Genomic DNA, 13304 nt, shown 5'->3' on the forward strand with positions numbered 1-13304 from the left:
GATTCTTTTGCCGTCCCGCTGTGGTCACATACGGCAGTCGGAACAAATGGGGTCGGGGGACCTGGCGGTGGCCGCCATCGCCGGGGCGACCAGGGATGGGGATTGCCATGATCGAGGACGTGGCACAAGGGGCGGTCGCCGTGGCGCCGCCCGCCGACGACATCGCGATCGGTGTCGTGGACCGTCAGTACGAGGACCTCGTCCGCGGGGTGAACCAGCGGTGGGTGGCCGCGCCCGAGCGGGTGGTGGTCGTGACCTCCGCGGAGGACGTCCGGCGGACCGTGCGCGACGCGGTCCGGGACGGCAAGCGGATCACCGTGCGGTCCGGGGGGCACTGCTTCGAGGACTTCGTCTACAACTCCGAGACGCAGGTCGTGATCGACCTGACCGAGCTGGACGAGGTCTACTACGACCGCAGGCACCGGGCCGTCGCCGTCGAGGCCGGGGCCACGATCCTGCGCATGTACGAGACGATGTACAAGAAGTGGGGCGTCACGGTCCCGGCCGGGTTCTGCCCGACCGTCGGCATCGGCGGGTACGTCAGCGGCGGCGGCTGGGGCACGCTGGGCCGCCAGTTCGGCCTCGTCGTGGACCACCTCTACGGCGTCGAGGTCGTCGTGGTGGACGCCTCCGGCAAGGTGCGCATCGTGGTCGCCACCCGCGAGGAGCACGACCCGAACCGCGACCTGTGGTGGGCGCACACCGGCGGTGGCGGCGGCAGCTTCGGCGTCGTCACGCGCTACCTGTTCCGCACGCCGGGCGCGGAGGGCGACGACCCGCGCGCACTGCTGCCTCAGCCGCCGCGCGAGGTCATCCTCGCCGCCGTGGGCTGGTCGTGGGCGAGCATCGACCGGGCCGAGTTCGGCCGGCTGGCGCGCAACTACGCCCAGTGGCACCTGGAGAACTTCGCGCCGGACAACCCGAACCGCGACATCGCCGCGTTCATGGGCCTCAACCACCGCTCCGCCGGGCAGATCGGCCTGATCGCGCAGATCGACGCCGACCGGCCGGACGCCGAGGCGCGGCTGACCGAGTTCTTCCGGTACATGAACGAGGGCATCAACGTCGAGCCGGAGGCCCTCACCGCCTCCGTGGGCGACCTCGGCGCGCTGCCGCAGTTCTTCTTCCAGCGCAGGCTGCCCTGGCTGCAGGCCACCCGGTTCTTCGGCATGACCAACGTCCAGGTGACCGACCCGACGTTCCGGGCCGAGTACAAGTCGACGTTCATGGTCGGCAACTTCCCGGACAGCCAGCTCGACGCCCTGCACGCGCACCTGACCCGGGACGACATCAACAACCCGAACGTCACGGTGCAGCTCACCCCGTACGGCGGTGAGATCTCCGCGGTCGGCCCCGCCGACACCGCCGCGGTCCACCGCGGCGCGGCGTTCAAGATGCTCTACTCCGCGTACTGGACCGACCCGGCCGAGGACGACCGGTACGTCGGCTGGGCGCGGGACATCTACGGCGAGGTGTACGCCGCCACGGGTGGTGCGCCGGTGCCGAACGACGTCACCGACGGCTGCTACGTCAACTACGCCGACATCGACCTGAACGCCCCGGAGTTCAACCGGTCCGGCGTGCCGTGGCACGACCTGTACCACAAGGAGAACTACCCGAGGCTTCAGCAGATCAAGGAGAACTACGACCCGCTCGACGTCTTCCGCCACGGCCAGTCGGTCCGGCTGCCGGGGGTGTAGGGGCGAGCGGCAAGGAGCGTCATGGCATTGCAGATCGGCTACAAGGCGTCCGCCGAGCAGTTCGCACCGCGGGAGCTCATCGAGCTCGCGGTGCGCGCGGAGGAGGTGGGCCTGGACAGCGTGATGGTGTCCGACCACTTCCTGCCGTGGCGGCACAAGGGCGGGCACGCGCCGTTCGCCCTCGCGTGGCTGGCGGCGGTGGGTGAGCGCACGTCCCGGGTGCGGATGGGCACGAGCGTGCTCACCCCGACCTTCCGGTACAACCCGGCGGTGATCGCGCAGGCGTTCGCCACCCTGGGCCTGCTCTACCCGGACCGGGTGATCCTCGGCGTCGGCACGGGCGAGGCCCTCAACGAGATCGCCGTGTCCGGGCGGGAGTGGCCGGAGTTCAAGGAGCGGCTGGGCCGGTTGCGCGAGTCCATCGCGCTGATCCGCGAGCTGTGGACCGAGGACCAGGTGAACTACAAGGGCGAGTACTACACCCTCGTCGACGCGAGCATCTACGACCGGCCCGAGCGACCCGTCCCGATCTACGTGGCGGCGGGCGGTCCGCAGATGGCGAAGTTCACCGGCCGGGTGGCGGACGGCTTCATCTGCACGTCGGGCAAGGGGATGGAGCTGTACTCGGAGAAGCTCCTGCCCTCGCTGGCCGACGGGGCGGAGGCGGCCGGCCGTGATCCGGCGCAGATCGACCGGATGATCGAGATCAAGCTGTCCTACGACCGCGACCCGGCGGCGGCGCTGGAGAACGTCCGCTTCTGGGCGCCGTTGTCCCTCACCGCCGAGCAGAAGCACACCGTGCACAGCGCCGAGGAGATGGAACGGCTCGCCGACGAGCTGCCCATCGAACAGGTGGCGCAGCGGTGGATCGTCGCCTCGAACCCGGACGAGGCGCTGGCCGGCATCAAGCCCTATGTGGACGCGGGCCTCAACCACCTGGTGTTCCACGGCCCGGGCCACGACCAGGAGCGCTTCCTCACGCAGTTCGCCGAGGACGTCGTGCCGCGGTTGCGCGAGCTCGGCTGACGCCCTTCCCGCCGGGCACTTCGGTGCCCGGCGGGAAAGGCAGTTTGGAAGTAGCCCCACGCCTCCGACCAGCGACAGGATGATTCCAACCGAGAGGGCACCCGCGTCGTGCCCGCCGGCTCGGAGCCCCACCTCTGCTGGAGGCCAGCGATGACGATGACCGAAGGGGCAGCCGAGACCGTCGCGGCGCCCAACGACATCAGGCCGATGACCGGTCAGGAATACCTGGACTCGTTGCGCGACGGCCGGGAGGTCTACGCGTACGGGGAACGGGTCACCGACGTCACCACCCACCCCGCGTTCCGCAACAGCGCCCGCTCGATCGCCCAGCTCTACGACGCCATGCACGCGCCGGGAGCCGAAGGCGTCCTGAGCGTCCCGACGGACACGGGCAACGGCGGCTTCACCCACCCGTTCTTCAAGACCCCGTACTCCGTGGACGACCTGGTCCGGTCGCGCGACGCCATCGCCGGCTGGCAGCGGCTGGTCTACGGCTGGATGGGTCGGACCCCCGACTACCAGGCGGCCTACTTCGGCACGTTGGTGGCCAACGCCGACTACTACGGCCCGTTCAAGGACAACGCCCTGCGGTGGTACCGCGACGCCCAGGAACGGGTGCTGTACTTCAACCACGCCCTCGTGCACCCGCCGATCGACCGGAGCAAGCCGGCCGACGAGGTCGCCGACGTGTGCGTGCACGTGGAGAAGGAGACCGACTCCGGGCTGGTCGTGTCCGGCGCGAAGGTCGTGGCGACCGGCTCGGCGCTGACCAACGCCAACTTCGTCGCCCACTACGGGCTTCCGGTCAAGGACAAGAGGTTCGGCCTCGTGTTCACCGTCCCGATGGACGCGCCGGGGCTCAAGCTGATCAGCCGCACGTCCTACGAGATGGCCGCCGGGGCGCTGGGCAGCCCGTTCGACTACCCGCTGTCGAGCCGGTTGGACGAGAACGACGCGATCATGGTGATGGACAAGGTCCTGGTGCCGTGGGAGAACGTCTTCGTCTACGACGCGGAAGCCGCCAACGGCTTCATGAACGTCTCCGGCTTCGCCGAGCGGTTCACCTTCCACGGCTGCACGCGACTCGCGGTCAAGCTCGACTTCATCGCCGGCTGCGCGATGAAGGCCGTCGAGCTGACCGGCACCTCCGGCTTCCGCGGCGTGCAGGCGCAGATCGGCGAGATCCTGAGCTGGCGCGACCTGTTCTGGGGCATGTCCGACGCGATGGCGAAGTCGCCGGACACCTGGCTCAACGGCATGGTGCAGCCCAACGTCAACTACGGCTTCGCGTACCGGATCTTCATGGGCATGGGCTACCCCAGGGTCAAGGAGATCCTGCAGCAGACCCTCGGCAGCGGCCTCATCTACCTCAACTCCCACGCGAGCGACTGGCGCAACCCCGACGTGCGGCCGTACCTGGACCGGTACCTGCGCGGCTCGGACGGCGTCGAGGCGGTCGACCGGGTGAAGCTGATGAAGCTGCTGTGGGACGCCGTCGGCACCGAGTTCGGCGGGCGGCACGAGCTCTACGAGCGCAACTACTCCGGCGACAACGAGTCGATCCGGGTCCAGACGCTGATGATGTACCAGGCGACCGGCCGCGCCGACCCGCTGAGGGCGTTCGCGGATCGCTGCATGGCCGAGTACGACCTGGACGGCTGGACCCGGCCGGACCTGTTCGACGGCAGCGACCTGCGCCTGACGGGTGGCCTCTGAGGTCGATCGGACGGGCGGTTCTTTTCACCGCCCGCGACGGTCTCTACTGCGACGGTGCGAGTTCCGGATTGGATCGGTGACGCGATGCTGGCATTGGGATTGAGCGGTCATTTCGGCGGAGAGGACTCCGACCTCGTACCCGGACTGCCCGAGTCGTACTCGCACGACGCCGCGGCGTGCCTCGTCGCGGACGGCAAGCTCGTGGCCGCGGTGGAGGAAGAACGCTTCAACCGCATCAAGAAGACCACCAAGTTCCCCGTGAACGCGGTGCGGGCCTGCTTGGAGATCGCGGGCGTCGGGCTCGACGAGGTCGACGTCGTGGGCTACTACTTCGACGAGACGTTCAGCGACAACGCGCTCAACACCTGGTACGCGGCCATCCCGCAGATCCCGGTGCGGTCCGCGCGCCGGCTGATCCAGGACAAGCTCGCCGAGGGCCTCGGGGTGGAGGTGCCCGACGAGCGCGTCCTGTTCACCGGGCACCACTACGCGCACGCGTGGTCGTCCTTCCTGCGGTCCGGGATGGACGAAGCGCTCGTGGCGGTGCTCGACGGCCGCGGCGAGGAGGAGTCGGGCACGCTCTTCCGCGCCGACGCCGACGGCATGCACCCGTTGACCACGCACCCCGTGCACGCCTCGCTGGGCCTGTTCTACCAAGAGGCGATCAGCATGGTGCGGTACGGCTTCGGCGACGAGTACAAGGTGATGGGCCTCGCGCCCTACGGGGACGCCAAGAAGTACCGCGAGGTCTTCGACAGCCTCTACACGCTGCACGACGGCGGGCACTACGAGCTGACGCCGGGCACCCCGTGGCTCAACACGGTGGCGTCGCGGTTCCTCGCGGAGGGCTTCGCGCCGCGGCGGGCCGGCGAGCCGGTCACCCAGCAGCACAAGGACTTCGCGGCCGGCGTGCAGCAGATGCTGGAGGACGTCGTCCTCCACGTGCTGCGGCACTGGGCGGAGGTGACCGGGCTGCGCACGTTCTGCTTCGGCGGCGGTGTCGCGCACAACAGCAGCCTCAACGGCCTGCTCCTGCGCTCCGGCCTGTTCGACGAGGTCTTCGTGCACCCGGCGTCGCACGACGGCGGCGCGTCGGAGGGCGCGGCGCTCGCCGTGGCCCTGCAGGCCGGCTGGAACCGCCCCAAGCTGTCCCGCATGCGCACCGCGAGCCTCGGCCCGGACCTCGGTGACCGCGACGTGATCGGCAAGCGCCTGCACGCCTGGCGCGACCAGGTGGAGGTCGAGCACCACGAGGACATCGTGGAGGTCGCGGCGAACCTGATGGCCGAGGGCAACGTGCTGGGCTGGGCGCACGGCCGGTCCGAGTTCGGGCCCCGCGCGCTGGGCAACCGCAGCATCCTCGCCGACGCCCGCCCGGCGGACAACCGCACCCGGATCAACGCGATGGTGAAGAAGCGGGAGGGCTTCCGCCCCTTCGCGCCCGCCGTCACCGCGGAGGCCGCCGACACCTACTTCGACCTCACCGACACCAAGGCGGACCACGACTTCATGTCGTTCGTGGTCTACGTCCACGAGGACCGCCGCGAGGAGCTGGGCGCGGTGACCCACGTCGACGGGAGCGCGCGGGTGCAGGTGGTCGACCCGGAGCACAGCCCGCGGTTCCACCGGCTGATCCAGCGGTTCGGCGAGATCACCGGAACGCCGGTGCTGCTCAACACCTCGTTCAACAACAACGCCGAGCCGATCGTGCAGTCGGTGGACGACGTGGTGACCAGCTACCTGACCACCGACCTGGACTACCTGGTGGTGGAGGACTTCCTGGTGCGCCGCCGCCCCGAGGCCGTGGTGGACGACCTGGTCGTGCGGTTCCGGCCGGTCACCCGGCTGCGCAAGTCGTGGAACCACGTGGTCGGCCCGGACGCCGAGCACGAGATCTACCTCGACTACACCAACGGTCCGCGTTCGACGGTGTCGGCGGAGGTCTTCGCCCTGCTGGGGGCGGTGGACGGTCGCAAGACGCTGGCGGAGCTCGTCGGGGGCGAGGTGCCCGACGAGGTGCGGAAGGTGTTCTACGACCTCTGGCACAGCAGGCTGTTCGAGCTGCTGCCGCGGGAGGACGGCTGACGATGACCGCGTCCGACCTGGATCCCGACCTCCCGCCACCGGTCCACCTGGGCGTGCAGCGGCTGCTCGACACCGTGCGCCAGCAGGCGGAGCTGCCGTGGATCGACGCCGCGGGCCAGTGGGACGACCCGCTGTTCGACGCCTGGGTCAACTGCCTGGAAGCCGCGACGACGGTGGGCCGGGCGTTCTCCGCGCGCAACGCCAGGGACGGCGCGGACGAGCCGGACGCGAAGCTGGTGGACGAGCTGCGCGGCGCGCTGTCGGCGGCCCGGGCGGCGACCGCGTCGATCAGCTTCTCCCTGGTGGACACCACGGACCGGCAACGCCGGGGCTGAGGCCCTCGCGACACCGCCCGCGTCACCGGCACGACCGGTGACGCGGGCGGTTCGCCGTCAGGCGAAGGCCGTGGCGAGCTCGCGGATGACGTCGAGCCGGGTCGGGTCCTCGAAGCTGATGGACAGCTCCTGGATCCCGACCGCCTCGTACGCGGCGATGCGCTCCCGGATCGTGTCGATCGTGCCGATCAGGCCGTACTCGCCGAGGTCGCCGGGGTAGTTGTCGGGCGCCCACACCGGGATCGCGGCGCGGGCCTCGGCGTCGGTGTCGCGGATGATGCAGTGGGTCGTGGTGGTCTTCCAGATGTGGTCGTAGTCGCGGCCCAGGTCCTCGCAGTGCTTGCGGAGGATGTCGAGCTTGCGCCGGATGCCGTCCGGTGACTCGATGACGTTGCAGGCGTCGGCGAACTCGGCGACGATCTTGAGCGTCACCTTCTCGCCGGAACCCGCGATCAGCATCGGGATGTGCGGCGACTGCACGCCCTTCGGCTGGTTGATCGCGCCGTTGACCTGGTAGTACTTGCCCTCGAAGGTCGCCTCGTCCTCCGTCCACATGCGGTGGATCACCTGGACCGCCTCGCGGAGCTGGCGCAGGCGCTCGCCGGGGGTGCCGTACTCGTAGCCGTAGCCGACGTAGTCCGCCTCGTACCACCCGGCGCCGATGCCGAACGTGAGCCGCCCGCCGGAGATGACGTCCACAGTGGACGCCATCTTGGCCTGCAGCGCGGGGTTGCGGTAGTTGTTGCCGGTCACCAGCGGTCCGAGCCGGACGTTCTCGGTCTCCCTGGCCAGTGCGGTGAGCGTGGACCAGACCTCGAAGAAGGTCTCCTGCGACGGCGGCACGGTGTGGAAGTGGTCCGGCGCCCACAGCGAGTGGTACCCGCTGTCGTCGGCGGCCTTCGCGATCCGGACGATCGTCTCGAAGGCCTCCGCCGGGTCCGGGATACCCGCCAGGTCGTGGCCGAAGCCGGTGGGAAGGAACAGGCTGTACTTCATGCTCACGGCCTCCTGTGGTCAACGCACGGCGTGCGGACATCCGACCGGGGGAAGAGCAAGCAGCCCCCGGGAGTTGAGACCGGCCAGGGGGCCGAAAAGAACCGCGCTCGCGGTGCGGGAAGACGAATCAGGCCGGCGCGGTGGCGGGCAGCCCGAACTTCGCCACCAGGCCCGGGTCGACGAACAGCACGATCCTCGCGATCCCGTCGGTGGCCAGCGTGAGCACGGCGATCCCGAACGCCCGTCGCACGCCGTCCTCGTCCCGCCGGTACACCGCGGTCCCGGGCTGGCCGTTCGCCTCGACCGGCAGCAGGCGCCACTCGCCGGGCGTGCCGATGGCGTGCCGGGCGATGAACGGCGCGCACGTGCGCTTGCCGGCGAACCACGTCGCGCTCGGCACGGTCTCCAGGCGGGCGTCGGCGCGCAGCAGCCGTTCGAGCGCGGCGGCGTCGGACTCCTCGAAGGCCTTGATGTACTGGTCCACCAAGGCCCGGATCTCCGGCTCGTCGGGCTCGGTGACCCGGTCCATGTCGGCCGAGACCTCCTCCAACCGCGCCCGCGCGCGTTGCAGCATGCTCTTGACCGCCGTCGTGGTCGTGTCGAGCATCTCGGCGACCTCGCTGGCCGGGAACGCGAGGACGTCCCGCAGCAGCAGCACGGCCCGCTGCCGACCCGGCAGGTACTGCAGGCTCGCCACCAGCGCCAACCGCAGGCTCTCCCGCTCGCTCACGATCACCGCCGGGTCACCGGCCTCGCGGGCGCCGTCGTGGCCCCAGGCGGCGGAGGTGGAGATCGGCTCGAGCCACAGCACCCCCGGAGCGGCCGGGACCTGCGGCGTGTCCGGGTCGCCCGCCGGCCCGCCCAGGCCGGACGGCAGCATCCGCCTGCTGCGCTGCTGCAACGCCGTCAGGCTCGCGTTCGTCGCGATCCGGTACAGCCAGGCGCGCACCGACGAACGGCCCTCGAACCCGCCGTAGGACCGCCACGCCCGCAGGTACGTCTCCTGGACCACGTCCTCGGCGTCGTCGACCGAGCCGAGCATCCGGTAGCAGTGCGCCAGCAGTTCGCCCCGGTAGCTCTCGGTGTCACTGGCGAACTGCGTGTTGTCGGGCATTCAGCCTCCCGTGCGTGGCCGCCGACGCCCTTGACCCCGGCGGCGGCGCTGCGGTCGGCGGTCATGTGGGACGCTTCTAGGTGCACACGGTACTCGCTGGGTGACGCTCGCGAGGGCGGCCCGACGATCGCGCCCGCTCACCTCGGGCGACGCCTGGGGCCGTGCCGGGACGGTCGCGGCGGGTGTCCGCACAAGGGCGGAGGCCGGGGCGAGGCCCGCTGTCGGCGCGTGGGACGGCTGCCGGCACGAGGCCTGTTATTCGCACGATTGCAGCTGCCTGCGCAAGGCCCCGCTTTCGGCAGGTGGGCAGTCTCTGGTGCAAGGCCTCTGCTGTCGGCGCGTGGGGCGGGTGCCGGCGCAAGGTCTGTCATCAGCGCAACTGGTGTCCGCCGCCAGGTCCCCTGTCAGCGCAACGGCGGGTGCCGCGGCCAGGTCCCGCTGGTGGCGCGAGGGTAGGTGCCGCCGTCAGGCTCAGCTGGCGGTGCGAGGGCGGGTGGCGGTGCGAGGCCAAACTGTCGGCGCAAGGGGCGGCTATCAGCCGCGAGGGCGGGTGTCTGTGAGAGGCGAACACCCGCGTGCCCGGACCTGCGGTCTCGCCGTGGCCGGCCCCGCCGTGGCCCGGCCTGTCGCCGTGAGCCGGTGTCGCCGTGGGGTCGGTCTCGCCGGCCGATCCGCGGCCCGCCTGCGGAGCGCAACGGCGCCGCAGGCGGTGCGGCCGGGCGTCGGGGCGCCCTGAGCCGACTGCCGCTGATCAGCGAGCTGCGATCACTTGATGAACTCCGACGCGTAGCTGCGCAGCAGGTCGTGGTCGAACGGGTTCAGGAACGACACGGCCAGCTCCTGCACGCCGGCCTCCTCGTAGGCGGCGATCCGCTGGTGGATGGTCTCCACCGTGCCGACCAGGCCGTACTCGGCGACGTTGCCGGGGTAGATGGCGCCCATGAACGGCGGGGTGGCGGCAACGGCCTCCTCGTCGGTGTCGGCGATGATGCACAGCGTGGAGGTCGTCTTCGTGATCGCGTCGTAGTCGCGACCGACGGTCTCGCAGTGCTCCTTGAGGATGCCGAACTTGCGCTTGAGGCCCTCGGGGCTCTCGATGACGTTGCAGGCGTCCGCGAACTCGGCGACGATCTTGAGCGTCACCTTCTCGCCGCCACCGGCCACCATCATCGGGATGTGCGGCGACTGCAGGCCCTTGGGCTGGTTGATCGCGCCCTTGATCTGGTAGTACTTGCCCTCGAAGGTCGCCTCGTCCTCGGTCCACATGGCGCGGATGACCTGCACGGCCTCGCGCAGCCGGCGCAGGCGCTCACCGGCGTCGTGGAAGTCGTAGCCGTACCCGACGTAGTCCGGCTCGTACCAGCCCGAGCCGATGCCCATGGTGAACCGGCCGCCGGAGATGACGTCCGCGGTCGAGGCCATCTTGGCCTGCAACGCCGGGTTGCGGTAGCTGTTGCCGGTCACCATGTGGCCGAGCCGCACCCGCTGCGTCTCCCGGGCCAACGCCGTCAGCACCGACCACGACTCGAACAGGAACGCCTGCGAGGCCGGGACGGGGACGAAGTGGTCCGGCACCCAGGCCGCCTCGTAGCCGGCCTCGTCGATGGTCTTGGCGACACCGACCAGCGCCTCGAACGCCTCGGCCGGGTCGGTGAAACCCGCCAGGTCGTTGGTGAACCCGGTGGGCAGGAACGTGCTGTGTTTGATGGCCATCCTAGCTCTTTCCTCGTGGTGCGATCGGGCCGCGTCGGCCTGGCGGCGCGCGACGTCGAGCGGTGTTCTGGAGTAGAGACCGCGCGGTGGGCCGAAAGGAATCGCGCATCCCGTACGCCCCTCGGTATTCGCCCACGACGTGGAATATCGGCCCGCCGATCGGGTGCCCCGCAGGCCGGCGCTTGACAGCCGTCCCCCGGACGGGGGAAATGTGATGCGCGCCCACGCGGAATTCCCGGCTCGGCGCGGGTTCCCGCGTCCACCCGCTCGGCTCGCGCCCACCTTCACCCAGCACCGGACGAGGAAGCAGGCCCGTGATGCCCGAACTGCCCCTGACCCTGACCGACGCCGCGGCTGCACTGCGCTCCGGCGAGGTCACCAGCCTGGAGCTGACCGAGGCGGCCATCGCGGCCGCCGAGAGAGCCGACGACGCGCTCGGCGTGTTCCTGTCCCGCTTCGACGACGAGGCCCGCCGGGCCGCCCGACGCGCGGACGACGAACTGGCCGCCGGCACCGACCGCGGGCCGCTGCACGGGATCCCCATGGGCATCAAGGACATCATGCCCACGGTCGAGGGCCCGACCACGTCGCAGAGCCTGGTGTTCGACCGCGACTGGGGCGACGGCCACGAGGGGCCGGTCATCGCGCGGCTGCGCGCGGCGGGCGCGGTGATCACCGGCAAGACGACCACGATGGAGTTCGCGCTCGGCCTGCCCGACCAGGACAAGCCGTTCCCGCTGCCCCGCAACCCCTGGGACCTCTCGACCTGGGCCGGCGGGTCGAGCTCGGGCAGCGCGAGCGGGGTCGCCGCGGGCATGTTCTACGCGGGCATGGGCACCGACACCGCGGGCGGCATCCGCATGGCGGCGGCGTTCAACGGGGTCAGCGGGCTGATGCCGACCTTCGGCCGGGTGCCGAAGTCCGGCTGCCTGCCGCTCGGCTACAGCCTCGACCACATCGGCATGATCGGCCGCTCGGCGCGGGACTGCGCGGTGGTGCTCGCCGCCGTGGCGGGCCGGGACGAGAGCGACCCGGACTCGGTGGACGCGCCCTTCGCCGTGCCCGAGCAGCTCGACCACGACCTGTCGGGGCTGCGCATCGGCGTCGTCCGGGACGGGCATTTCCCCGACCACGGCGATCCCGCCACGGCCACCGCGTTCGAGGCGGCGCTGGCCCGGTTCGAGGAGGCCGGGGCGGAGCTGGTGGAGGTGTCGCTGCCGTACCGGGCCGAGGTGATGACGGTCCACCAGATCACGATGACCAGCGAAGGCCTCGCCTACCACCGGCCGGACCTGCACAAGCGGTGGGACGACTACTTCGCCGCCACCCGGTGGATGCTCGCGCAGGGCGCGCTGGTGTCGGGCGCGGACTACGTGCAGGCGCAGCGGGTGCGTCGGGTCGCCCAGCACGCGGTGGCCGAGCTGTTCGGCACGGTGGACCTGGTCGTGTGCCCCACGGCGTCGATGGGCGCGCCCTCCTACGCCGACCTGTCCGGCGACATCACCGCGCTCGGCGCGCTGATCCACACCGGCTACTGGGACTGCATCGGCAACCCGGTGCTGGCCGTGCCGATGGGTTTCACCGCCTCGGGGCTGCCGCTGTCGCTCCAGATCGCCGCGCCGGCGTTCGGCGAGGCGACGGCCGTGCGGGCGGGCGAGGCGTTCCAGGCGATCACCGACTGGCACCTGCGGGTGCCGGGGCTCGACCCGGGTACCGAGGTCGAGCCGCCGGCGCCGGGCGCCATGCCCGCCGCCGATCCCGCCGAGCTCGCCGCGGTGCGCGTGCTGTTCTCGGGCGCGACGCTGGCGCCGGCCGAGGGTGAGCTCCAGGCCTTCGCCCTCGGCTACCCGGACGTGCGGACTGCCGTAGCGGCCCTGTACGCGGTGCCGGAGGCCCGTTACGCCGATCCCGCGCTGCGCTTCGTGGCGGGTGGCAGGATCGTCGACTGGCGGAGGTGACGTCGGCCGGGAGTCGCGACCACGGTAATTCCGCGCAACCGGGAATTACTTCGGTGCGGCAATTTAGAAGTAGGCCGCGCGATGCCGAAGTCAAGACTATGGAGTCACGGGTCCGGCCACCAGGCCGGGCAGCTCAGCCGGATTCCAGGGGGTTCCCCAAATGACTGTCCAGGAAACTACGGGTGTGCGGGAAGTGATCGACGGTATCGCGAAGGCGTGGGCGAACAACGACCCCGACGCGTTCGCGGACCTGTACTCGGCGGACGCCAGCATGATCCTCTCGGGCGACCGCTACCTCAGCGGGCGCGAGGTCATCCGCGAGGTCGTGACGCAGCAGTTCAAGTCGGCCCACTCCGGGACGACCCTCCTGCAGAACATCGTGGACGTGCGGTCGATCGGCGAGGACGTGGCCGTGGCGATCACCGAGGGCGGCGTGCTGGCCCCCGGCGAGAACGTCCCGTCCGACGAGCGCTCCATCCGCGCGACGTGGGTGCTGCGCAAGGACAGCGACGGCTGGCTGATCGCGGCCTACCAGAACACCCGCACCTCCGAAGCCGCGCTGCCCGGCCTGTAGCCGACAGCCTCACCATCCCCCTGGCCGGCGTGCCGGGTGGTCCACGTCGTCGCACGACATCGGAAGCCTCGTGAGCCGTAGCGGTCG

Annotated in this window: 10 protein-coding genes; 7 read left to right on the top strand and 3 right to left on the bottom strand. The window is 70.8% G+C overall.

All coding sequences use genetic code 11. From position 1 onward, the window contains the following. Window positions 1-107: 107 nt before the first annotated feature. The 5 genes from ACZ7GX_RS09215 (at window position 108) to ACZ7GX_RS09235 (ending at window position 6862) form a co-directional block, all read left to right on the top strand. Complete coding sequence (locus ACZ7GX_RS09215) at window positions 108-1700, top strand: FAD-binding oxidoreductase (protein WP_498774560.1); 1593 nt, start codon at window positions 108-110, stop codon at window positions 1698-1700. Between the two features lie 21 nt (window positions 1701-1721). Beyond that, window positions 1722-2726, top strand: a complete 1005-nt coding sequence (fgd, locus tag ACZ7GX_RS09220) for a glucose-6-phosphate dehydrogenase (coenzyme-F420) (protein ID WP_498774562.1) — start codon at window positions 1722-1724, stop codon at window positions 2724-2726. Window positions 2727-2876: 150 nt separating this feature from the next. Continuing rightward, window positions 2877-4442 (top strand): 4-hydroxyphenylacetate 3-hydroxylase family protein, encoded by a 1566-nt coding sequence (locus ACZ7GX_RS09225; protein ID WP_498774564.1) that lies wholly within the window; start codon window positions 2877-2879, stop codon window positions 4440-4442. Window positions 4443-4526: 84 nt separating this feature from the next. Next, window positions 4527-6527, top strand: coding sequence for a carbamoyltransferase family protein (locus tag ACZ7GX_RS09230; RefSeq protein ID WP_498774566.1), 2001 nt, complete (start codon window positions 4527-4529; stop codon window positions 6525-6527). 2 nt (window positions 6528-6529) lie between these two features. Continuing rightward, a complete protein-coding gene (locus ACZ7GX_RS09235) occupies window positions 6530-6862 on the top strand; it encodes a hypothetical protein (protein ID WP_498774568.1) in 333 nt (110 codons plus the stop codon). 57 nt (window positions 6863-6919) lie between these two features. Here ACZ7GX_RS09235 and ACZ7GX_RS09240 read toward each other — a convergent pair whose 3' ends face one another. From ACZ7GX_RS09240 to ACZ7GX_RS09250, 3 genes are all read right to left on the bottom strand, one after another. Continuing rightward, a complete protein-coding gene (locus ACZ7GX_RS09240; protein ID WP_498774570.1) occupies window positions 6920-7858 on the bottom strand; it encodes an LLM class F420-dependent oxidoreductase in 939 nt (312 codons plus the stop codon). 127 nt (window positions 7859-7985) lie between these two features. After that, window positions 7986-8972: a sigma-70 family RNA polymerase sigma factor gene (locus ACZ7GX_RS09245; RefSeq protein ID WP_498774572.1), complete on the bottom strand. Its 987-nt coding sequence runs from the start codon at window positions 8970-8972 to the stop codon at window positions 7986-7988. A 765-nt stretch (window positions 8973-9737) separates the two neighbouring features. Next, complete coding sequence (locus ACZ7GX_RS09250; RefSeq protein ID WP_498774574.1) at window positions 9738-10685, bottom strand: LLM class F420-dependent oxidoreductase; 948 nt, start codon at window positions 10683-10685, stop codon at window positions 9738-9740. A 317-nt stretch (window positions 10686-11002) separates the two neighbouring features. Here ACZ7GX_RS09250 and ACZ7GX_RS09255 point away from each other — a divergent pair, with 317 nt between their 5' ends. Both ACZ7GX_RS09255 and ACZ7GX_RS09260 read left to right on the top strand, forming a co-directional pair. Then, window positions 11003-12643: an amidase gene (locus ACZ7GX_RS09255; RefSeq protein WP_498774576.1), complete on the top strand. Its 1641-nt coding sequence runs from the start codon at window positions 11003-11005 to the stop codon at window positions 12641-12643. A 160-nt stretch (window positions 12644-12803) separates the two neighbouring features. After that, window positions 12804-13217 (top strand): SgcJ/EcaC family oxidoreductase, encoded by a 414-nt coding sequence (locus ACZ7GX_RS09260; RefSeq protein WP_498774578.1) that lies wholly within the window; start codon window positions 12804-12806, stop codon window positions 13215-13217. Window positions 13218-13304: the final 87 nt, after the last annotated feature.

The sequence above is a fragment of the Actinosynnema sp. NPDC037264 genome, assembly GCF_055603705.1.

What these genes read in the sequence shown, in the direction of transcription:
- ACZ7GX_RS09215 (WP_498774560.1), top strand. Translation starts at nt 108, where the DNA reads ATGATCGAGGACGTGGCACAAGGGGCGGTCGCCGTGGCGCCGCCCGCC.
- fgd (WP_498774562.1), top strand. Translation starts at nt 1,722, where the DNA reads ATGGCATTGCAGATCGGCTACAAGGCGTCCGCCGAGCAGTTCGCACCG.
- ACZ7GX_RS09225 (WP_498774564.1), top strand. Translation starts at nt 2,877, where the DNA reads ATGACGATGACCGAAGGGGCAGCCGAGACCGTCGCGGCGCCCAACGAC.
- ACZ7GX_RS09230 (WP_498774566.1), top strand. Translation starts at nt 4,527, where the DNA reads ATGCTGGCATTGGGATTGAGCGGTCATTTCGGCGGAGAGGACTCCGAC.
- ACZ7GX_RS09235 (WP_498774568.1), top strand. Translation starts at nt 6,530, where the DNA reads ATGACCGCGTCCGACCTGGATCCCGACCTCCCGCCACCGGTCCACCTG.
- ACZ7GX_RS09240 (WP_498774570.1), bottom strand. Translation starts at nt 7,858, where the DNA reads ATGAAGTACAGCCTGTTCCTTCCCACCGGCTTCGGCCACGACCTGGCG.
- ACZ7GX_RS09245 (WP_498774572.1), bottom strand. Translation starts at nt 8,972, where the DNA reads ATGCCCGACAACACGCAGTTCGCCAGTGACACCGAGAGCTACCGGGGC.
- ACZ7GX_RS09250 (WP_498774574.1), bottom strand. Translation starts at nt 10,685, where the DNA reads ATGGCCATCAAACACAGCACGTTCCTGCCCACCGGGTTCACCAACGAC.
- ACZ7GX_RS09255 (WP_498774576.1), top strand. Translation starts at nt 11,003, where the DNA reads ATGCCCGAACTGCCCCTGACCCTGACCGACGCCGCGGCTGCACTGCGC.
- ACZ7GX_RS09260 (WP_498774578.1), top strand. Translation starts at nt 12,804, where the DNA reads ATGACTGTCCAGGAAACTACGGGTGTGCGGGAAGTGATCGACGGTATC.